Genomic DNA, 20,977 nt, shown 5'->3' with positions numbered 1-20,977 from the left:
ATTAAACCTCTGCCATATCGCCGTTGTTTTGCAACCAAGATCGACGGTCGTCGGCACGCTTCTTACCCAGCAGCATGTCCATCATTTCCATGGTCGCTTCGGAGTCATCAATGGTGAGCTGCACCAAACGACGCGTATTCGGATCCATGGTGGTTTCACGCAATTGCAGCGGGTTCATTTCACCCAAGCCTTTAAAGCGTTGTACGTTGATTTTGGCTTTCTTCTGGCTGAGACGCTCCAAAATACCCTCTTTTTCTGCATCATCGAGGGCGTAGAACACCTCTTTGCCACAGTCGATACGATACAGCGGCGGCATGGCGACATAGATATGACCCGCTTCGACCAGAGCGCGGAAATGACGGGTAAACAGCGCGCACAGCAGTGTCGCGATGTGCAGCCCATCGGAGTCCGCATCAGCGAGGATACAGATTTTGCCGTAGCGCAGGCTTTCTAAGTTGTCGCTGTCGGGATCAATGCCCAGCGCAACCGAAATGTCGTGCACTTCCTGTGAAGCCAGCACTTGATCGGCTGAGACTTCCCAGGTATTCAAAATTTTACCGCGCAGCGGCATCACCGCTTGGAACTCGCGATCGCGCGCTTGCTTGGCAGAGCCGCCCGCCGAGTCCCCTTCGACAAAGAAAATTTCGGTACGATTGAGATCTTGCACCGAGCAGTCGGTCAGCTTGCCGGGTAGCGCCGGGCCCGAAGCCACCTTCTTGCGCACCACTTTTTTGCTGGCGCGCATACGGCGGTGGGCGTTGGCAATACACACTTCAGCCAGTTGCTCAGCAAGCTGCGGCTTTTCGTTAAGCCACAGGCTAAAAGTATCTTTCACCACACCAGAGACAAACGCAGCGGTTTGACGAGACGATAGACGTTCTTTGGTTTGGCCAGCAAATTGCGGGTCTTGTATCTTCACCGACAGGACGTAGGCACAGCGGTCAAAAACGTCTTCCCCTGTCAGTTTTACTCCACGTGGCAGCATATTGCGGAACTCGCAGAACTCGCGCATCGCGTCCAATAAACCTTGGCGCAAGCCGTTGACGTGCGTGCCGCCTTGCGCGGTCGGAATGAGGTTAACGTAGCTTTCGGTGATCATTTCACCGCCTTCCGGCAGCCAAATGACCGCCCAATCTGCGGCTTCAGTTTCTGCCGAGAAAGCGCCGGTAAACGGCTCTTCGGGCAACAAGGTGTAGCCTTTCACGCCTTCAAACAGGTAGTCTTTCAGCCCGTCTTGATACCGCCACTGATACTCTTGGTTATTCACTTTATCGCTGAAAGTGATTTCTAATCCGGGGCACAGCACCGCTTTAGCACGCAAGTTATTGACAAGGCGTGTTACGGAAAAATTGGCGGAATCAAAGTATTTGGCGTCTGGCCAAAAGTGCACACTGGTACCGCGATTGCGTCGGCCACACGTGCCTGTGACGGTAAGATCGGAAACTTTGTCACCATGTTCGAACGCAATTTCGTAGACTTGACCATCACGACGTACTGTCACCTCCACCCGTTTGGACAGAGCGTTGACCACGGAGATGCCTACCCCGTGTAGACCACCGGAAAACTGATAGTTTTTATTGGAAAATTTACCGCCAGCGTGCAGCTTACAGAGAATAAGCTCAACGCCCGAGACCTTCTCTTCCGGGTGGATATCGACAGGCATGCCGCGACCATCGTCGATCACTTCCAGTGATTGGTCTGCATGCAAGATGACTTGTACTTTGGAGGCATGTCCGGCCAGCGCTTCGTCGACACTGTTGTCGATCACCTCTTGACCTAAGTGGTTGGGGCGCGTGGTATCCGTATACATCCCTGGTCGGCGACGTACTGGTTCAAGACCATTCAGTACTTCAATGGCACCAGCATTATATTGTTCAGTCATAATACGGAATCGTTCTCAATATTTACCTGTTGTCTGTAGAACTTGCTCATCTTAAACACAGACAACGAAAAAGCTACCCTGTTACTCACAGGTTTGGCCCTGTGTGCTACACGGTAGCTGGATTCGGAAAACATAGTCGGAAAGCGGCCCGGCTATGTCAAGAAACGGTTGGATATGAGCTGCAAAACTATGAGCCTTCCCCAATCCTGTACAAAGTGAAGGGAGTTATAACTCAAGGAAAGTGATAATTTGCTCAGGATAACGTTCAAAGCCAACAAAGCTATGATCGCCTCCCTCTTCCACCGTCTGTCGGCTGGCAGCAAATTTGTCTACCGCCTGACGATAATCGAGCACTTCATCTCCGGTCTGTTGCAGCAGCCAGAAATCTTCTGGCGAAGCGATGCGTTTTACCTCAAGAGCTTTGAGCTCGTCAATATGCACACTTTCAAGTGTATAGCTTTCGTGCGTATAAGGATTGGTTTGCGGGCCAAGATAATCCGCGAGCAGCTCATAAGGTTTGACCGCCGGATTAACCACTACGGCGCGGAAACCAAATTGATCATTGAGCCAAGTCGACAAATACCCTCCGAGCGAACTGCCGACCAAACCAATTTGGTGTGTTGCGTGATACTGGGTAACAAGGGACAACAAAAAATCGGCTGCTTGCTTGGGGAAACTGGGCAGTTGCGGCACCACCACTTCGATATCCGGGCGATGCAACTGGCAGTATTGCTGCATCAGTTGCGCTTTCAATGACAGAGGGGAGCTGTTAAAACCGTGAATATAAAGTAATAAAGAGGGCTTTTTCTCTGTCATATCAATATCCACTCGAAGTAAAGTCGGGTAAAAAGCTTCCAGCACTCAAACGCTGGACTTGGGTCGTGATCTCGCCATCGGCATGCAACTGCAACTCTCGCCAACCGGGAGAGACATTATCCAAAGCGAAATCATCAGAGTTGGGTTTAAACTGAACGCAGGTTGAAGGCGTGGCCATCACGCGGATGCCGTGATGCATGCGATTCATATCCTGATGCACATGGCCGCACACAATGCCTTTGACATTGGGATAGCGATAAACGATCTCCCAAAATACCTCAGCATCTTTCAAGGTGTGTTGGTCAAGCCAAGCGCTCCCTACCAGCAGCGGATGGTGATGCAGTAAAATTAAGGTATGTTTACTGGGGTTGCTGGCCAGTTTTTCTTCCAGCAAGGCCAGTTGGCTGTCACTTAAACGGCCATGAGGCACGCCAACCACCTGAGAATCCAGCAAGACCATCTGCCAATGCTCGCCCAACGCAACATACTCCGGCGCGGTGATTTGCGAAGAAGGCAGCACACTCGACATATTCGGTTTATAGTCGTGGTTTCCCGGCAACCAGAAACACGGCTTTTGCAGCGGCGCGATGCCCTTAGCAAAATGCTGATAAGAGTGTGCGCTGTGGTCTTGTGAGATATCGCCCGTTGCCAGTACATAGTCAAACGCCACTTGGCGCTGTATGACCTGCTCGACGACCGCCTGAAAACTCTGAAGCGTTTTGACACTTAATAAGCTGCCTTCATCGGTCGCAAACAGATGAGTATCGGTTATTTGCAGCAGCTTTATGCTGCTCGTGTCGCTGGTTGTATGTTGCAAAATGAAAACCTGACTCTGTTATTCTTCTTTAAATGTTATTGGCGCTCGACTGATACCGCTCTTGAGGCAAAACGTGAGCCATTCACCGAGAAATGCATTGAGCTGATGTTTTTCATCTTTCTGCATTAACTTGTCATTCGGGTAGTCGTATTTCGCTTTAAAACGGGAGTGGTCGCCACTGGAGAGCACCTCAGCGACTCTGGCATCGTGATAAAGCCTGACAGACATCGTTGGCAAAGGAAATACTGGCGCCTCATCACTCTGACATACCTCCACTATCGTGGTGTATTTTGTGACCTCTTTCACTGTCAGTTGATAAACCATATTGGCCACTTGGTAGCAGCGCACCTCTCCAACCTCAGCTTGAAAAGGCAACAGCGCGTTCAATTTGGCATAATTGGTCTCGTAGGTTCTCATTAACTCTGCCAAATCAACGTAGTACGGCTTTTTAACTGCGACCTGCACCATCAACCCTTCTCCAACCACTGCGACTTTAACTGCAAGTGATTTAACTCTAACCATTGCAAAGCAATAATTGAGGCACCGTTCTCGATTTTACCTTCTCTTACTAAATCATACGCTTGCGAGCGGCTCATCACGTGAACACGAATATCCTCATCTTCATAGTCTAAACCATGAATGCCAGATGCTTGAGACGCATCCACTTCACCAATGAACACATCCAGTTTTTCAGAGCATCCGCCCGCCGAAGGGTAGTAAGAGACAATCGCGTGGATATTTTTGACCGAAATGCCCGCTTCTTCTTCCGCTTCTCGACGTACCACCTCTTCAGCCGATTCGTCGCGATCAATCATGCCCGCGACGATTTCCATCTGCCACGGGTGGTTGTGCTCTAAGGCACCGACACGGATCTGTTCAATCAAAACCACTTCATCGCGCACAGGATCATAAGGCAGCATTGCAGCAGCATGACCACGTTCAAACATTTCGCGTTCGATCACATTACTCCAGCCACCAGCAAACAATTTGTGGCGAAATCGGTATTTCACCATTTTAAAGAAACCTTTAAATAAGGTTTCTTTGGCCAGCACGTCTACATCGTTGGGAGTAAAAACACTGGGTTTATTGTCATACTGTTGCATCGGACACCTCACTGAGTGAATCTTGTAGTGTACTCACTGTTTAAACATGACTCAAAGGACTTGGCTCAACTTTTCATATAATTGTTCTAAAATTTTTTAGTATTGTTGCTGTTTTTATTATACAAGTGGACAGCTACTAAGAAAAAATGCAGAATTTAGGGTAAATATCCAGCAACTTAGGTTAGACTCTTGGGAATTAATCAAACTATAAACGGCAGGAATGAAAAAATGAAAAAACTGCTTCCACTGCTTATTGGTGCAGTACTCGGCGGCCTCAATACATCAGCTTGGGCTGATTCTCTGGCGGAGATTTACGACCTCTCCAAACAACACGACCCACAACTGCTGAGTGTCAAAGCAAAGCGAGATGCCGCGTTTGAAGCGATTACGTCAAGCCGCAGCAGCTTGTTGCCACAAATTAATTTGACCGCTGGGTATAATCTAACCCGCGGGGAGACTGATTTTGATTCAAGTTCAGTTTCTACGGCAGACAACGACAAGAACACCCTTTCTGCGGGCATCAGTTTTTCTCAGGAACTCTACAAACGTTCCTCTTGGATTACGCTAGACAACGCAGAGAAAACCGCTCGTCAAGCGGATGCCTCTTACGCGGCAACGCAACAAGCCTTGATCCTGCGTGTCGCGCAAGCGTATTTTGCGGTTTTAAAAGCGCAAGATAGCTTGGATTTTGTCCGTGCAGAAAAAGCCGCCGTTGCGCGTCAGCTTGAGCAAACCAAGCAGCGTTTTGAAGTCGGTTTGTCCGCAATTACCGACGTACACGACGCGCAAGCGCAGTACGATGGCGTTTTGGCTGATGAAGTGTTGGCCGAAAACAGCCTAACTAACAGCTACGAAGCGCTACGTGAGATCACAGGGCAAGAGCACAAAAATCTGAATGTACTGGACACCAAACGTTTCACCGCCAGCCGCTCAAGCACTCCTGCAGAAGCGTTGATCGAAGAGGCGCAAGAGAAAAACCTCAGCTTGCTGTCAGCACGTATTGCCACTGACATCGCTAAAGAGAACATTTCTCTGGCCAGCTCTGGTCATCTGCCTTCTCTCACGCTCGATGGTGGCTACAACTACGCCGATATTGGTAGCAGTGAAAGTTCTGACGGCACAACCAACAACTTCAATATTGGTTTGAACCTGAATGTGCCACTGTATACTGGTGGTAATATCACCTCACAAACCAAACAAGCTGAGTTCAATTACGTAGCAACCAGCCAAGATTTGGAAGCCACTTACCGCGGTGTGGTCAAAGAAGTGCGTGCGCAGAAGAATAACATCAATGCGTCAATCGGTGCGCTACGCGCTTATGAGCAATCCGTTGTCTCAGCGAAATCCGCACTGGAAGCAACCGAAGCGGGCTTTGATGTAGGGACTCGCACCATCGTTGACGTGTTAGATGCCACTCGCCGTCTCTACGATGCCAACAAAAACCTCTCTGATGCTCGTTACAACTACATCCTGAGCGTGCTGCAATTGCGTCAAGCTGTGGGCACCCTGAGTGAACAGGATATTCTCGATGTCGATGCGGGTTTGATTGCGAAAAAATAGTCGCCCACGGTGAGCCAGTCTCTCCGCTGGCTTGCTTAACGAAAGTGCGAAACAAAAAGGGTTACTTCATCAGTAACCCTTTTTTTGATCTTCATCTTGGCGGGTGATTAACCTTTGCCACCTTTGATCGCATCGATGATCTCTGTGGTCGAGCAGCCATCTTCGAAGTTGAGTACTTTCACTTCACCACCCGCAGCAATCACTTCTGCGCCACCGGCAATCTCTTCGGGTTTGTAATCGCCACCTTTGACCAACAGATCCGGCAATACCGCAGCAATCAAACGCTGCGGAGTATCTTCGCTAAAAGGCACCACCCAATCGACTGCGCCCAATCCCGCCAAGACCGCCATACGGCGATCGGTTGGGTTGACCGGGCGACCCGGCCCTTTGAGGCGTTTCACCGATTCATCGGTATTTACCGCCACAATTAAGCGATTGCCCAGTTTGGCCGCATTGTTGAGGTAAGATACATGGCCCGCATGCAAAATGTCGAAACAGCCGTTAGTCATCACCACTTTTTCGCCTTTGGCCTGCGCCGCTTTGACGGCATCGATCAACGCCGCTTCAGTAATCACGCCAAAATCGGTATCACGGCTGCCATGAATCGCTTCGGCCAGCTCGATGGTAGATAAGGTCGAGGTGCCCAGTTTGCCGACAACGACACCGGCGGCGGCATTTGCTAGAGCGCACGCCTCTTCCAGTGGTTTCCCCGCCGCAACCGAAGCAGCCAAAACAGAGATCACCGTATCCCCAGCCCCTGTCACGTCATATACTTCTTTGGCTTGTGTTGGCAGATGGAATGGCTTTTGCCCCGGGCGCACTAACGTCATGCCGTGTTCACTGCGAGTCACCAACAGCGCAGAGAAATCAAACTTCTCAATCAACGCCAGTGCTTTGGCCACCAAATCCTCTTCCGAGGTGACTTTGCCAACCACCGCTTCAAACTCCGACATATTCGGAGTCAGCAACGTAGCACCGCGATACGGTTCAAAATTGGTGCCTTTAGGATCGATGAATACCGGCACATTGGCGGCGCGCGCTTTGGCGATCAACGCTTCAACGTGCTCTAAGGCGCCTTTATCGTAGTCAGAGAGAATCACAGCCTGCACCTGTGGCAAAGTGCGTTCCATGCGAGAAAGGATCAACGCTTGATCGACATTGGCAAACTTGTCTTCAAAGTCGAGGCGGATCAATTGCTGACCGCGGCTCATCACGCGCAGTTTAGTGATGGTTGGATAGTTTGGCAGAGAGACAAAATCGCACTTCACCTTGAGTGAACTGAGGGTTTCCGTCAACACTCTGGCTGGCTCATCTTCACCCGTCAGACCAACGATGTGTGCAAGGCCGCCCAGTGAGGCGATGTTCATGGCCACGTTTGCCGCGCCGCCCGGACGCTCTTCGTTGTTGTCGACTTTAACGACAGGCACCGGCGCTTCTGGGGAAATACGGTTCACAGGCCCATACCAGTAGCGGTCTAACATGACGTCGCCGATGATCAGAACACCTGCATTGCTGTAATCAGGTAGGATAGGTTTCATTGTCGATCTCCAAATTTTTTGCTGCGCAGAGTTTAGCACAGCCCTTTTGCGGGCTAAATAGTGGAAGGTGCTAGCTCAGCCACGCGTTCCAAGCATCCATTACTACCTGTCGCTCAGCGGTAAATTTATCCAGAGCCACGTCCGCATCCAGATTCAGCAAATTGCGTTTATGGATCTCATCACGCATACGCGTGTAGGCCTGCGTTAGCGCCAGCGCCTGTGATTCATCCATCACACCTTGTGCAATCGAGGTTTCAAAGATGCGCACGTTATCACTCCAGCGTGTCATTTTCGGCTTACTCGCGCTGAAATTGAGTACCAAGTACTGGGCCAAGAACTCGATATCGGTGATCCCGCCTTGATCTTGTTTGAGCATGAAACGGTCCGCTTTTTTGCCACCAAGGTGATCGCGCATTTTTACTCGCATCTCCGCTACTTCTTTTTTCAGTTGGCTTTCATCACGCGGCAACGCCAGTACCTCGTGACGAACACGGGCAAATTCGTTCGCTAGATCGTCATCTCCATAAATCATACGGGCGCGAACCAGCGCCTGATGCTCCCAAGTCCACGCTTCTTGGCGCTGGTATTCATCAAAAGCATCCACCGGGCACACCAGTAAACCCGATGCACCGGACGGACGCAGGCGCGTGTCCACTTCATACAAGATGCCCGACGCGGTACGAGTCGAGAAAATGTGGATGATGCGCTGTGCCAGACGCAAGTAAAATTGGCGTCCATCAATCTCCTTTTTGCCATCGGTGTAGACATTGGTTGGGCAGTCATGGAGGAAAACCACGTCCAGATCGGAGTTGTACCCCAACTCCCAGCCACCCACTTTGCCATAGCCGACCACCGCAAAACCTTTGCCGTTTCTCTCTTTCAGATGGGTTGGCTCACCATATTTTTCCGCCACTTGTTGCCAAGCTTGATGGACAACGGCTTCGACAATCGCTTCGGCCAAATAGGTTAAGTGATCGCTCACTTTCATTACTGGCAATACACCTGCGATATCAGCCGCTGCGATGCGTAAAATGCAGATCTGTTTAAACTGGCGCAGTGCCTCCATTTGCTGCTCCATATCCTCTTCAGGAATACGGGCGAGAAAATCGCGCAGCTCAGTGCGATAGGATTCGAGCGGAATGGGGTTATACAACTGCTGTGGGTCGATAAGCTCGTCAAGCAAGATAGGATAACGCGCTAACTGCTGTGAAATCATCGGGCTGGCGGTGCACAGACGCACCAACTGAGTTAATGCGGCAGGGTGCTCGTCCAGCAGTTCCAGATACGTGGTGCGGGTGACGATGCTGTGCAATAAGAAAAACACCCGCGGCAAACCAAATTGCGCTTCAGGGTGAGCAAAAGCCGCGCTGAACACTTTCGGCATCAAGTGATTGAGCACATCGCGCCCGCGCGGCCCTAAGGTCTTTTTCGCCAGATCAGCTTTGAACTGAATCACTTGCTGGGCAACTGCGCCGGGATCGTCCAGGGAGAGATCGTTTTGCAGAATCTGCTCAATCACTTCTGGGTTGTGGGCCATATCCCATAGCTCGCTGAAGTGGTTCGCCACCGGACTCACTTCTTCTTCGTCATCACCGATCAAGGTTTCAAACACTTGATGCACCGCCGCCATGTGCTGATTGACCTCTAGCAATAAACTTTGCCAATCGGCATACCCCATCGCCGTAGCAAGAGCCAGTTGCTCCAACTCACTTTCTGGCAAGGTTTGCGTCTGTTTGTCGGCCATGGCTTGCAGTAAGTTCTCCAAGCGGCGCAAAAACTGATAGGCCACCGTCAGGCTACTGACCTCTTCTTGAGTCAGCAGTTGCAGTTGGGCAATCGCCTCCAGTGTGGTCAAGAGCCCTCGCTTGCGTAAACTGGGTTCGCGCCCGCCGCGGATCAATTGAAAGACCTGAGCGATAAATTCAATTTCGCGAATGCCGCCAGCACCGAGCTTGATGTTGTTGGTCAAACCACGGCGACGTACTTCGCTGCTGATCATCGACTTCATCCGCCGCAGCGATTGAATCGCGCTGAAATCAATATAACGACGGAAGACAAACGGACGCAGCATCTGGCGCAGCTCTTGGTATTGCGGGTACATCTCCCGTCCCATCACGCGCGCTTTGATCATCGCGTAGCGTTCCCAATCACGCCCCTGTTCTTGGTAGTAATCTTCCAACGCAGCAAAACTCATCACCAGCGGGCCACTCTCCCCGAAGGGGCGTAAACGCATATCCACCCGATAGCAAAAGCCATCAAAGGTTTGCTGATCGAGCGCTTTGATGATCCGCTGGCCAAGGCGGGTAAAAAACTGCGCGTTGGCAATGCTACGCCGTGCGCCTTGGGTCTCTCCGTTTTCCGGATAAGTGAAAATCAGATCGATATCGGAAGAAAAATTGAGCTCGCCACCGCCGAGTTTTCCCATGCCGATAATCAACATCGGCTGCGCTTCCCCCGCGGCATTGGTCGGCGTTCCCCACTCTTGGCAGCACAAAGCGTATTGCCACTGGTAAGTCTCAAAAATCATCGCCTCGGCCAGTTGAGAAAGATGGCTCAGTGACGCCTGCAAACTCCAACTTTGGCTGAAGTCTTTCCAAGCGATGTAAACCATCTCACGATTACGAAACTGGCGCAGTACGCACTGTCCCGTTGCTTCGTCACGACACTCGGCCAGCAGCGCCGCCAATTGGGCTCGGTATGATTCCTGACGGCTTTCATCCGCCAACATCGTCGGCAATTGCTTGGCAAGCAGACTGTCGCGCTGCAGCGCCTCGACAATAAAAGGGCTGAGTCCTGCGACATAGCGGTACTGTTCGGCAAACTCCGCCGACCAATGCTCGATGTAGCCCGCTTGTTGGGCGCTTTGCATCGCCCGCTCTGCGACAGGCTGTAATGACGAAGGCAAGTGCATGATTCTTCCTTGTAATGTTTTGCTTTGTGCTATTTATATCAGAGTTGCCGCCATAAAAAACGCCCACATCGACAATGTGGGCGTTCTCTCTTTTTTCTCGGTATTTTTCTCTGTATTAAACGCGGAATAACTTGATCTTTTTATCCAGCTCTTCGGCATTGTTTTGCATGATTTCCGAGGTCTCGAGGAGTTCACTCACCACCACCACCGAGGCTTCCACCAGCTCACGCACATTGGTGAGGTTCTGATCCATCTCGGCCGCGACGCTGCTTTGCTGACCTGCAGCCGTTGCGATGTGTAGGTTCATCTCATTAATTTGCGTAACTTGACCTACGATGCCGTCAAGCTCGTGACCCGCATTAGAAACCAACTCGACCCCTTCAGCGGCCTCAACCACACTTTTTTCCATCAGTTCCACCGCTGAAGTTGCGCTGCTTTGCAACTGAGAGATCATATCTTGAATCTCTACCGTCGCTTGCTGAGTACGCTGTGCTAAGTTACGCACTTCATCAGCAACCACTGCAAACCCGCGTCCAGCTTCACCAGCACGCGCCGCCTCAATCGCCGCGTTCAATGCCAGCAGGTTGGTTTGTTCAGAAATGCCTTGAATGGTACCGACAACGCTACCGATAGCGTCTACACGCTCTTCCACTTGGTTCACTGCCTGCGCCGACGCCGAAATATCGGAGGAAAGTTGGCTCATTTTGTTTACGGTGCCCTTAAGGAACTGCTGACCTTTTTTCGCCTGCTCGGACGCCAACTCCGTCAGTGAAGAGGCATTGTGCGCATGCTCGGCCACCGTCTGTACCGTGGAGGTCATCTCGCTCATTGCCGTTGCCAATTGGTCAATTTCGTTAAACTCTTCTTGGGCAGACTCTTTAGTTTCCGACATGCTCAGCGTCATCACTTCGGTCAATCCAGAGAGTTCATCCGAGGCATTAATCTGGGTTTGGATCACATCGTGTAACTGTTTACGGGTCTTCTCCAGCTCACGCGCTACGTCACCGTATTCATCTTTACACTCCATCCCGAAGGGAATGGAGAGGTTTTTCTGCGCCATGAGTTTAATAGCATCATTGAGGTAACGAGTCTGACGCAGCATGACACTCGCTGCGGCCATCAATAGAACAATAAACAGCACAATCAGCAGTGCGGTTTGCCAAGCAACTTGCACTAAGTAAGCATCATAATGGTGTTGCGCAAGCTGCTCATTCTGCGTTGCTGCCAACAAAGCTTGATAAAAAGTACTCGCATCCCACAGCTGTTTCCCCACGATTAAGATCGTACTGAACACCATCAGCATGACCATCTTGGGAACCAGGCGAATGTCTGAAATCACCCTTTCCCAGGGTTTAAACGCCAGCTTTTCCATTGTCAGTTCTCCACCAAGTCTTTTATAGTCCTATTTACAAGCGTGTTGCCCGAGCAACAAAATGCGCTGACTCTCAAAAAAACTGAGCCAATCTATTTATTTCGAGCCCCGTATGAATAGCAATGATATCAAAGACAGCACCAAACCTATGAGTCTGTTATCACTAATCTTGTCTTTTATGGCGCTATTTGTGATCTCTGGCTTGTTGTTTCTTCCTATCGATAACGAAACTCGCCAGATCCTTATCGGGTTGGATTTCATAATCTGTAGCATTTTCCTGCTACAACTGAGCGTAGATTTGATCCGCGCCACAGACAAACGCAACTTTGTGAAAACTCACTGGATCGATTTTCTCGCCAGCATCCCCTTAGTGGAGCCACTGCGCTTTGCAAGGTTGTTTCACATTCTGCGTGTCATCTTAGTGCTACGCTCGCCTCCATTTTACTCTTGATGGTGGTGCTGGTGATGCTCGGCTCGGGTCTGGTGCTTTTTATGGAAGGCAAGGAAGAAGGAGCGAATATTCAGACGGGCATTGATGCGTTGTGGTGGGCGTTTGTCACTATCTCCACCGTCGGATATGGCGATCATTACCCAGTGACGGATGGGGGGGAAGATCGTCGCAGTGATTGTGATCCTCTGCGGTGTAGGACTGTTTGGCATGATCTCAGGCCTGATCACTTCGCTACTCACCAGCCCGACCCACCAGCAAACTTCCCGCTCTATAAATAAAGAGAAGATGCTAGAGACCATGTTGCAGCGCCAAGAAGAGATCCTCAATCGGCTTGAACGTCTGGAACAGCAGATAAAAAAATAGGGCAAATGCCCTATTTTCTCGAACAACCCAGTTAGCGTCGCCAGTAAGGCTCTGCTTCAATACCGATGGCGCGTGTTTGATCCATCGCGTGCAAGATGGAACGTTCTTGACGCAGCAACCAGCGCTCTAATTGCTCTCGCTCTTCCGCTTCCAACTTCTCACATAAAGGATGCAAGTGGCGCAGCATTAATAGGTCATCAATACCGTGGATCAGATCCGCCCAAGGCATACGAAAACCGTTGCGCTCTTCGGCATCGTAAAGGCTGGCAAAGCCAACCCCAGTGTAAAGATTGCGCATTAAGCGATAACGTTGATCAATATACGCCTGCGCCGTCATCTCTTGCTCGGCGGGAAAAGCTTCCATCAACTCCGTCCAAGTTCTGTCCAACTGCGTTACGGAAAACTCTTTGACCGAACTCGCCATCTGCTCACGCGCTTTGTCATCCAGAAACGGCTGCCAGCCACGAGTTAGAATCCAGCGACTCAAATCAAGCAACAAGCCGGTGTAACGCGCACTGGTTAATAGACGCAGCATCTCTGCACGATCCGGCAGGTTGTCAAATTGTTGAGTGAGCTCAGCGACGAGAAATTTACGCGCGTCCAGCTTGCGCAGCACATGGCCTTTGTCTTCCAGAAGTTCGGTTAAATGCGCATGCTCGCCCAACCACGCCAGCTCTTCTTCCAACCATTTCAGTTCTTGGCGCAAAATGGCGCTGGCGCGGCGCGGCACAACCCCGCCAAAAATGGTCAAGGTTTGCCGAATAAAGCTGATGGCATGATTGATTTCGCGCAGAGCCTCCACCGATTCACGCTCAACGTAAATCTGTTCGTGGTAGTGCCAGTGCGACAGCGCATGCTCCAGTGAATTGATCAAACAATACTCAACGTTATCGAGCTTGCCTGTATCGACCAAACTGAGCGATTTCACCTCATCGCCTTGATAACCTTGCGCAAGGCGATAACCTTTGGCCGCTTTACTTAAGTTACCAAGACGCATACCGCCCGATTCAGACAGCAAACGGGCCAAGGTAAACAGCGCGTCAGTCTGACCAGATTTAAGCTCCAGTTCCACTTCACAAATCGTGTCTTCTTTGTCCTGTGCGTTGACCAACCCTTGGTCAAACGCCACTTCAATTTGGCTGCCGTCCGGCATACCAATTAACCACTGTTCACGGCTAAAGTTGGTGGAAAAAAGCGGCATCAATTCGGCTTGCAAGGTTTCAATCTCTTTGCCTTGCGGCCAGATATCAAGCGGATGCAGTGAGAGATCGGGGATGTTACAGGTATGTTCTGCATTGTATTCGGGACGTTGGTGTAAGCCTGCAACGACGCGTCCGGCTGTCTTGACAGTCTGAACAAAAACGTCATCAAAGCGGCGTATCCTTAAGCCTGTATCGTGTTGACGAAGCCAGTTGTCTGGAGTGTCAAAGTAGGTGTTACCCAGATCTCGACAACTGTGCTGAAGTACTTTGGTTTCGGCGATTTTATCTCGCAAAGTTTCTGAAAATTCAGGAGAAACAAAAAACTTCAGTTCTATCTCGGTTTCCATAGTTGTACCTTTCAAAGCAGACTGGAACAGGATATTGCCTAAATTCTTACGGGGCAAGAAAGAAATATCGCACTAGAGATGATCTAAAACAGTTTTAATGCGGGATTTAATGCGTTAACATGCGCGCCTTTATAGCCATCGCTCAACATTTCACCATGAAATGGTGTATGTTCTTTTAAGGTTATAGTTATTAGGTTGAATGACCATGCCAGTAAATACAATTATGGGGTTATTTGCAAAGTCCCCTATAAAGCCTTTGCAGCGTCACGTGGTTTGTGTCAACGAGTGTTGCTCACACCTGATCAAGTTCTTTGAAGTCTGTTCAGAGGGCGATTGGGAAAAAGCAGCGGAAATTCGTGCACAAATTTCTCACCTAGAGAAAGAAGCTGACGTGTTAAAGCGTGAAATCCGCCTTAAACTTCCTCGCGGTTTGTTCTTACCGGTCGATCGTACCGACATGCTGGAGCTCCTCACTCAGCAAGACAAACTGGCAAATCTGGCAAAGGACATCGCAGGTCGCGTCTACGGTCGCAAACTGGTGATTCCTGAAGCACTCCAATCCAATTTCATCGCTTACGTTCAACGTTGTCTTGATGCCGCTAACCAGGCTCAAAACGTCATCAACGAGCTTGATGAACTCCTCGAAACCGGATTTAAAGGCCGTGAAGTGACTCTGGTCGCTGAGATGATCCATCAGTTGGATGTTATCGAAGACGATACCGACGCGATGCAAATCACTCTTCGCCAACAGCTGATGGCTATCGAATCGAAAATGAATCCAATTGATGTCATGTTCTTGTACAAAATTCTGGAATGGGTGGGCGGCATTGCCGACCAAGCGCAGCGCGTTGGTGCTCGCTTAGAGCTTATGCTTTCTCGTTCTTAAATTTAAAAGTTAACCAAATAACGAAGAGCAACCACAGTATGACGACCCGCTAGGCGATGAGTATTTTCTACGCTGAAGGTCGTTATCTGCGTCAAAAACAAGCTTGGGTTGCTCCGCTTGTTATCAACAACTAGGTATTACGATGGAAATCCTTGCGAACTACGGCACCGTCTTGATTATTGTGGCAGCTGTCTTCGGTTTCTTGATGGCGATTGGTATTGGTGCAAACGATGTTGCCAATGCAATGGGCACTTCAGTAGGTTCAAAAGCACTCACCGTTAAACAAGCCATTATTATTGCGATGATTTTTGAATTCGCAGGCGCTTACTTAGCCGGTGGTGAAGTGACAGAAACGATCCGTAATGGGGTGATTGAAACCTCTCTCTTCGCAGATAAACCCGATGTGCTGATTTACGGCATGATGTCAGCGCTTCTTGCCGCAGGCACTTGGTTGCTGGTGGCGTCTTACATGGGCTGGCCAGTCTCTACCACTCACTCTATCATCGGCGCTATCATTGGTTTTGCTTGTGTCTCTGTTGGTACAGAAGCGGTCGATTGGAGCTCAGTAAAAGGCATTGTCGGTAGTTGGATTATTACTCCGGTGATTTCTGGCTTCTTTGCGTACCTCATTTTTGTCAGCGCACAACGCCTCATTTTCGATACAGAAAAACCACTGATCAATGCCAAGCGTTTCGTGCCGGTATACATGTTCATCACCACTATGGTGATTGCGCTAGTTACCATCAAAAAAGGCTTAAAGCACGTTGGGCTACACCTTTCAAGCTCAGAAGCTTGGATGTGGTCTGCGGTGGTTTCTGCCATCGTGATGGTCGGCGGCTATCTCTACATTCAGAAGAAATTTGCTAATCGTGATGAAGACCATGGTTTTGCCGGCGTTGAGAGTATCTTTAGCACTCTCATGGTGATCACTGCGTGTGCTATGGCGTTTGCTCATGGCTCAAATGATGTGGCTAATGCGATTGGTCCTTTGTCTGCTGTGGTTTCAACCGTTGAACATATGGGTGAAGTGGCCGCGAAAAGCTCTATCGCATGGTGGATTCTGCCACTGGGTGGCTTGGGAATTGTGTTCGGTTTAGCGACGCTTGGTCATAAAGTGATGGCCACCATCGGTACTGGTATTACAGAATTGACGCCAAGCCGTGGCTTTGCAGCCCAGCTAGCAACCGCTTCAACCGTCGTACTGGCGTCCGGCACTGGCTTACCGATTTCAACCACGCAAACTCTGGTTGGTGCGGTACTGGGGGTCGGTTTCGCACGTGGTATTGCTGCACTGAACTTAGGTGTGGTGCGTAATATCGTCGCTTCTTGGGTGGTCACGCTGCCTGCGGGCGCACTGCTGGCGGTCGTCTTCTTCTATATGATGCAAGCAGTTTTTGGCTAACACAAAGCGTCAGAAATATGTAAAGCAAGGACAGATTTTGTAAGCACCTTGTCATATTTGACTCAAACGCACATTAAGGGAGGCTTTGCCTCCCTTCTTTGTTGCATGAGTTTGGGAAACTTTTTACTATTCGTCAATCGGGGCATTTATCGCCGACTCTAATGAAATCGTTAAGGGATTTATTGTGAAAAAACTCATCGTTACGGTTTTGCTGACTGTCTTTGCTGTGCCGTCACTCTTCGCACAAGACCGCTACATTGCAGATGAACTGTTTACCTATATGCATTCAGGGCCAAACAACACTTTCCGCATCATCGGCAGTGTTGATGCGGGCAGTAAAGTACAACTGCTGCAAAGCAACAGCGAAACGGGCTACAGCGAAGTGGTTGACGAACGTGGTCGTAAAGGCTGGGTACAAACGAAATTTATCACTCGCCAAGAAAGCATGGCGATTCGCCTTCCGCGTCTGGAAAAAGAACTTAAAGATGTGAAAGCGCAACTGGCCAACGCGCGCCAAAGTGCCGACACCGAAAAAGCGGGCTTGGTCGATTCACTGGAAAACCGTAATCAACAAATTTCCGAACTGGAGATGAAGTATGGTGAAATCAGCGAGCAGCTCACCGCTGTTCAAACGGAAAATCGCCAGCTACGCGCGAAACTGGATACCCAGAAAGACGATCTGCTATTGAAATACTTTATGTATGGTAGCGGTGTAGCGGGCGGCGGCTTGCTCTTTGGCTTGATCTTACCTCACTTGATCCCACGCCGTAAAAAGTCCCCGTCAGGCTGGGCATAATGCGAAACGTTCAGGCCGCGATTGCGGCCTGATTTTTATCCTTCTCTACGCTCATCCCTTCCACTCATACAGAGCCGGAATGGCAATCTTCTCGCCGTCAAACTCCACCACAATCGACTGAGGTAAAATTTCCACCAGCTTGACTTGCTGCTCAATCCAATCCCCTTGGCGATACTCTGCGCCATTGATCTTCAACCAGCGTCGTTGGCTGTCATTGGAGTAAATATGCGATTGCAGATCCAGCGCCGGTAAACGCCCGCGCCAGCGCGCCGCTTCCATTTCCAGCGAATGCACTTCCCCCTGTTTTGTCTGACTTGGCTCAGGTGATGGTGAAGCCAACGCACTTTCCACTTTCATCGCCAATTCTGGAGAAAAACCTGAGAGATCTAAGTTATCGAGTAAGTCTTGCGCCTTATCCGCGTTCGGTAGCTCAGGTGAAGAGGCATTTTGCGCGAGCAGTATAGGCGCAGGTTTGGCTTCTACCAGAGACGCCTGCGGAAAAGTTCTGGGTAACGGTGATAGATAACCGAACGGCGGATAACTCAAGCGTTGCGCCAGCTTCTCTTGCTCGTCTAGCTCAGCCCCTTGCTGCAAACTCGGCGCGCTCAATTGAACCAACTGCTGCAAACGCGACAAAGTGTTCGGCCCGGCGATCCCATCGACATTTATCCCCTGCCATTGTTGGAACCATTCCACACGGCGTTGTAGCGCGCTATCAAAGTGCTCACCGCCTAGCGGATCATCATTGAGCGCTTTCGCCAGTAGCTGGTCTAATAGCGTAATCGCTTCGCCGCTCATGTTGAGCTTTAAGGTGTCACGCAGCGGCGCACGCCAAATAGCCATCGTTTCTCCGCGCCACAAAGCGAGCAGTTCGCCGACGGGTACTCGCAGGCGCGCATCGCCATTGAGCACCTCCGCCCACTCATGCTGCACGCGCCAAAGCACCACATACCCACGCTGATTCTGCTGCTGTAGCGTTAACACCACTGGACGGTTAGCCTGTACTATCTCCTGCCAATTACTCTGCAAGCGAGCACAACGAAATACCGACAGTGGCGCATTAAGACATAAGCTGTCTTGCTCACTCGCCTGATATCCCCACACTTGATACAGCTCACTCAGCGCCTGCTGTGGATCTTGCCGAGCCATCAGCAAGTCGACGATATTCTCTGACGGTGCTGGTGCAATCACGAGAGCGCTGCTTGGCGCATCGGGTTCAACATCGCTAGCCACTGCGGCTTGATTTGTGCTTAGCTGCGTGGTGTACCAGTAACCACCGCTTGCCAGCAGCGCGATGATGCTCAGCGCCACGGCACTTTTTGCCAACCTTGTAGTGGAGCGGCCTGTTTGAGGCTGCTGATAGATTTGCGCCTGAAACTGCATCACCTCTTCACACGCTTTATGCACATTGGTTTTGGACACCAGCAGCGTACTTTGGTAAAAACTCAATTGCAGCGCTTTATCGCAAATCAAGTTAATCAAACGCGGGATACCGTGACTGTATTTGGCAATCAGCTTGGTCGAGCTGCGATCAAACAGTTGCTTGTCACCTCCAGCGGTATGCAGACGAAAAGCGATGTAGTCGGCCGTCTCTCGCTCATCTAAGGGTAACAAATGGTAGCGGCCCGTAATGCGCTGGGCTAGTTGACGCAGTTGGGTGGTTTGCAGCAGCTTTTGCAGCTCAGGCTGCCCGACCAGCAACACTTTGAGCAGTTTACTGCTCTCGGTTTCTAAGTTGGTGAGTAAGCGTAGTTGCTCCAAAACATCCGCCGCGAGGTGCTGCGCTTCATCAATCACCAGCAGTGTTTGCCTCCCGATTTGGTGATTGCGCAGTAAGAACTGATGAATGATCTGATGGAGTTGCTTGAGGCTTGCCTGCTGTGGATAGCTGAGATTGAACTCATCACAAATTGCTTCGAGCAGTTCCAAGCTGGAGAAGGTCGGATTGAGTAGCAGCGCGGCGCATTTGTTGTCACCTAAGTTGGCCAACATCGACTTAGCCACGGTGGTTTTGCCTGTCCCCACTTCACCAGTTAGCATGGCAAACCCACCGCCATCGCCCAAACCTGCCTGCAGATGGGTGATGGCTTCACGATGACGTTGACTCAAATAGAGATAACGTGAGTTCGGCACAATCGAAAATGGCAACTCAGAGAAGCCAAAAAAGTCCTTATACATACACAATCCAAACGCAACGGGCTCATTTCAATAGGGAGCAAAGTACCATTGCTTGCTACAATGTCCAGTCAGATCAGCAATTATTCGAGGTCACACGTGGAAGTTTACTTAGTCGGTGGCGCAGTCCGAGACCGATTACTGCAAATCCCAGTTTACGATAACGACTGGGTCGTGGTCGGCGCAACCGCCGAAGCGATGCTCAGCGCAGGTTACACCGCCGTTGGCAGCGATTTTCCGGTATTTCTGCACCCCAAAACCAAACAGGAATATGCCCTCGCGCGTACGGAGCGAAAAACCTCGGCCGGTTACAAAGGCTTTGAGTGCTTTTTCTCACCGGAGGTAACCTTGGAAGAGGATCTCCTGCGTCGTGACCTGACGATCAATGCCATGGCGATGGACGCGCAAGGCCAGATCATCGACCCTTATGGCGGACAGCAAGATCTCGCCGATAAACTATTAAGGCATGTCTCCAGTGCGTTTACCGAAGATCCGCTGCGCGTTCTGCGCGTGGCTCGCTTTGCGGCAAAACTCGCGCCGCTGGGTTTTCGTGTCGCCGAGGAGACGATGGCGCTAATGAGAAGCATCGTAGAATCCGGCGAGCTGCAAGCCTTAACTGCCGAACGGGTTTGGCAGGAGTGGTTCAAGTCGCTCAATAGCGATGCGCCGCAAGTTTTTCTAAAAGTGCTGCGAGAGTGCGGCGCCTTGGCAGTCGTGCTGCCAGAGATTGACGCGCTGTTTGGCGTGCCTCAGCCAGAAAAGTGGCACCCGGAAATTGATACTGGAGTTCATACCTTACTGGTCGCTGAGCAAGCCGCCAAGCGCAGCCCATCGCCTGTGGTTCGTTTCGCCGCACAAGTGCATGATTTAGGCAAAGGCGTGACTCCCAAAGAGGAGTGGCCAAGCCATAAGCTGCACTGCCACACCGGACAGAAACTGATCCAGCGCCTTTGTGAACGAGTGCGCATTCCCAATGAATTTCGCGATTTGGCGCTGTTAGTCTGTCAGCAACACTCTAACATTCACCGCGCCGCTGAACTTAAACCAGCAACCATCATCAAGATCCTCAATGGCTTTGATGTGTGGCGCAAGGCGGATCGATTAAAAGAGATCCTATTGTGCTGCGAGGCGGATCATGCAGGCAGAAAAGGGCTGGAGAACGAACCGTATCCGCAGTCAGAACTCATGATGCGTGCATACCAAGCCGCTTTGTCCGTTGAGGTGCAAACGGTGATCGAAGCGGGATTCAAAGGTTCTGCGATTCGCGATGAACTGGAAAAACGCCGCATTGCCGCAGTGGCCAACGCGCTTGGCCGCTAGAGTGATATAACACGCTCAGCCATAGAGCAAAAAAGG

15 protein-coding genes and 1 pseudogene are annotated in these 20,977 nt (G+C 50.6%); 6 read left to right on the top strand and 10 right to left on the bottom strand.

What is annotated here, in order from left to right; translation table 11 throughout:
* Nucleotide 1: 1 nt before the first annotated feature.
* The 5 genes from parE to nudF form a co-directional block, all read right to left on the bottom strand.
* Nucleotides 2-1,882, bottom strand: coding sequence for a DNA topoisomerase IV subunit B (parE, locus tag EA26_RS02990; RefSeq protein ID WP_039423919.1), 1,881 nt, complete (start codon nucleotides 1,880-1,882; stop codon nucleotides 2-4).
* 225 nt (nucleotides 1,883-2,107) lie between these two features.
* A complete protein-coding gene (gene yqiA, locus EA26_RS02985; RefSeq protein ID WP_039423917.1) occupies nucleotides 2,108-2,698 on the bottom strand; it encodes an esterase YqiA in 591 nt (196 codons plus the stop codon).
* A gap of 1 nt (nucleotide 2,699) precedes the next feature.
* Complete coding sequence (gene cpdA / locus EA26_RS02980) at nucleotides 2,700-3,515, bottom strand: 3',5'-cyclic-AMP phosphodiesterase (RefSeq protein ID WP_039423916.1); 816 nt, start codon at nucleotides 3,513-3,515, stop codon at nucleotides 2,700-2,702.
* An 18-nt stretch (nucleotides 3,516-3,533) separates the two neighbouring features.
* Nucleotides 3,534-3,983 (bottom strand): DUF1249 family protein, encoded by a 450-nt coding sequence (locus EA26_RS02975; RefSeq protein ID WP_039423913.1) that lies wholly within the window; start codon nucleotides 3,981-3,983, stop codon nucleotides 3,534-3,536.
* Complete coding sequence (gene nudF, locus EA26_RS02970) at nucleotides 3,983-4,618, bottom strand: ADP-ribose diphosphatase (RefSeq protein WP_039423910.1); 636 nt, start codon at nucleotides 4,616-4,618, stop codon at nucleotides 3,983-3,985. The genes EA26_RS02975 and nudF overlap by 1 nt, the downstream gene beginning before the upstream one ends.
* A 228-nt stretch (nucleotides 4,619-4,846) precedes the next feature.
* Here nudF and tolC point away from each other — a divergent pair, with 228 nt between their 5' ends.
* On the top strand, nucleotides 4,847-6,178 hold the full coding sequence (gene tolC / locus EA26_RS02965) for an outer membrane channel protein TolC (RefSeq protein WP_039423907.1): 1,332 nt from the start codon (nucleotides 4,847-4,849) through the stop codon (nucleotides 6,176-6,178).
* Between the two features lie 107 nt (nucleotides 6,179-6,285).
* On the opposite strand, the gene hldE is transcribed toward tolC, so the two are convergent.
* From hldE to EA26_RS02950, 3 genes are all read right to left on the bottom strand, one after another.
* Entirely contained in the window at nucleotides 6,286-7,716 is a 1,431-nt protein-coding gene (hldE, locus tag EA26_RS02960) for a bifunctional D-glycero-beta-D-manno-heptose-7-phosphate kinase/D-glycero-beta-D-manno-heptose 1-phosphate adenylyltransferase HldE (RefSeq protein ID WP_039423904.1), read from the bottom strand.
* 70 nt (nucleotides 7,717-7,786) lie between these two features.
* The gene (gene glnE, locus EA26_RS02955; RefSeq protein ID WP_039423902.1) at nucleotides 7,787-10,627 is read right to left on the bottom strand and encodes a bifunctional [glutamate--ammonia ligase]-adenylyl-L-tyrosine phosphorylase/[glutamate--ammonia-ligase] adenylyltransferase; all 2,841 of its coding nucleotides are present in this window, start codon (nucleotides 10,625-10,627) and stop codon (nucleotides 7,787-7,789) included.
* A 115-nt stretch (nucleotides 10,628-10,742) separates the two neighbouring features.
* Complete coding sequence (locus EA26_RS02950) at nucleotides 10,743-11,999, bottom strand: methyl-accepting chemotaxis protein (protein ID WP_039423899.1); 1,257 nt, start codon at nucleotides 11,997-11,999, stop codon at nucleotides 10,743-10,745.
* 112 nt (nucleotides 12,000-12,111) lie between these two features.
* Between EA26_RS02950 and EA26_RS02945 the strand changes: the two are divergent.
* A pseudogene (locus EA26_RS02945) lies at nucleotides 12,112-12,813 on the top strand (potassium channel family protein).
* Between the two features lie 31 nt (nucleotides 12,814-12,844).
* Here EA26_RS02945 and EA26_RS02940 read toward each other — a convergent pair.
* Nucleotides 12,845-14,362, bottom strand: a complete 1,518-nt coding sequence (locus EA26_RS02940) for a CYTH and CHAD domain-containing protein (RefSeq protein ID WP_039423896.1) — start codon at nucleotides 14,360-14,362, stop codon at nucleotides 12,845-12,847.
* A 205-nt stretch (nucleotides 14,363-14,567) separates the two neighbouring features.
* On the opposite strand from EA26_RS02940, the gene EA26_RS02935 reads away from it, so the two are divergent.
* From EA26_RS02935 to EA26_RS02925, 3 genes are all read left to right on the top strand, one after another.
* Nucleotides 14,568-15,248, top strand: coding sequence for a TIGR00153 family protein (locus EA26_RS02935; RefSeq protein ID WP_039428731.1), 681 nt, complete (start codon nucleotides 14,568-14,570; stop codon nucleotides 15,246-15,248).
* Between the two features lie 142 nt (nucleotides 15,249-15,390).
* The gene (locus tag EA26_RS02930) at nucleotides 15,391-16,650 is read left to right on the top strand and encodes an inorganic phosphate transporter (RefSeq protein WP_039423894.1); all 1,260 of its coding nucleotides are present in this window, start codon (nucleotides 15,391-15,393) and stop codon (nucleotides 16,648-16,650) included.
* A gap of 184 nt (nucleotides 16,651-16,834) precedes the next feature.
* Entirely contained in the window at nucleotides 16,835-17,446 is a 612-nt protein-coding gene (locus EA26_RS02925; protein ID WP_039423892.1) for a TIGR04211 family SH3 domain-containing protein, read from the top strand.
* Between the two features lie 51 nt (nucleotides 17,447-17,497).
* On the opposite strand, the gene EA26_RS02920 is transcribed toward EA26_RS02925, so the two are convergent.
* Nucleotides 17,498-19,624, bottom strand: a complete 2,127-nt coding sequence (locus EA26_RS02920) for an AAA family ATPase (protein ID WP_039423888.1) — start codon at nucleotides 19,622-19,624, stop codon at nucleotides 17,498-17,500.
* 96 nt (nucleotides 19,625-19,720) lie between these two features.
* Here EA26_RS02920 and EA26_RS02915 point away from each other — a divergent pair, with 96 nt between their 5' ends.
* Nucleotides 19,721-20,941, top strand: a complete 1,221-nt coding sequence (locus EA26_RS02915; protein ID WP_039428728.1) for a multifunctional CCA addition/repair protein — start codon at nucleotides 19,721-19,723, stop codon at nucleotides 20,939-20,941.
* The last annotated feature ends 36 nt before the right edge of the window (nucleotides 20,942-20,977 follow it).

The sequence above is a fragment of the Vibrio navarrensis genome (genome assembly GCF_000764325.1).
In the GTDB taxonomy this organism is placed as follows: domain Bacteria; phylum Pseudomonadota; class Gammaproteobacteria; order Enterobacterales; family Vibrionaceae; genus Vibrio; species Vibrio navarrensis.
This window is presented reverse-complemented; position numbering and strand designations above follow the sequence as displayed.

Coding starts and splice junctions, on each gene's coding strand:
- tolC (WP_039423907.1), top strand. CDS start 4,847: ATGAAAAAACTGCTTCCACTGCTTATTGGTGCAGTACTCGGCGGCCTC.
- EA26_RS02950 (WP_039423899.1), bottom strand. CDS start 11,999: ATGGAAAAGCTGGCGTTTAAACCCTGGGAAAGGGTGATTTCAGACATT.
- yqiA (WP_039423917.1), bottom strand. CDS start 2,698: ATGACAGAGAAAAAGCCCTCTTTATTACTTTATATTCACGGTTTTAAC.
- glnE (WP_039423902.1), bottom strand. CDS start 10,627: ATGCACTTGCCTTCGTCATTACAGCCTGTCGCAGAGCGGGCGATGCAA.
- parE (WP_039423919.1), bottom strand. CDS start 1,882: ATGACTGAACAATATAATGCTGGTGCCATTGAAGTACTGAATGGTCTT.
- nudF (WP_039423910.1), bottom strand. CDS start 4,618: ATGCAACAGTATGACAATAAACCCAGTGTTTTTACTCCCAACGATGTA.
- EA26_RS02920 (WP_039423888.1), bottom strand. CDS start 19,624: ATGTATAAGGACTTTTTTGGCTTCTCTGAGTTGCCATTTTCGATTGTG.
- hldE (WP_039423904.1), bottom strand. CDS start 7,716: ATGAAACCTATCCTACCTGATTACAGCAATGCAGGTGTTCTGATCATC.
- EA26_RS02935 (WP_039428731.1), top strand. CDS start 14,568: ATGCCAGTAAATACAATTATGGGGTTATTTGCAAAGTCCCCTATAAAG.
- EA26_RS02975 (WP_039423913.1), bottom strand. CDS start 3,983: ATGGTGCAGGTCGCAGTTAAAAAGCCGTACTACGTTGATTTGGCAGAG.
- EA26_RS02940 (WP_039423896.1), bottom strand. CDS start 14,362: ATGGAAACCGAGATAGAACTGAAGTTTTTTGTTTCTCCTGAATTTTCA.
- EA26_RS02930 (WP_039423894.1), top strand. CDS start 15,391: ATGGAAATCCTTGCGAACTACGGCACCGTCTTGATTATTGTGGCAGCT.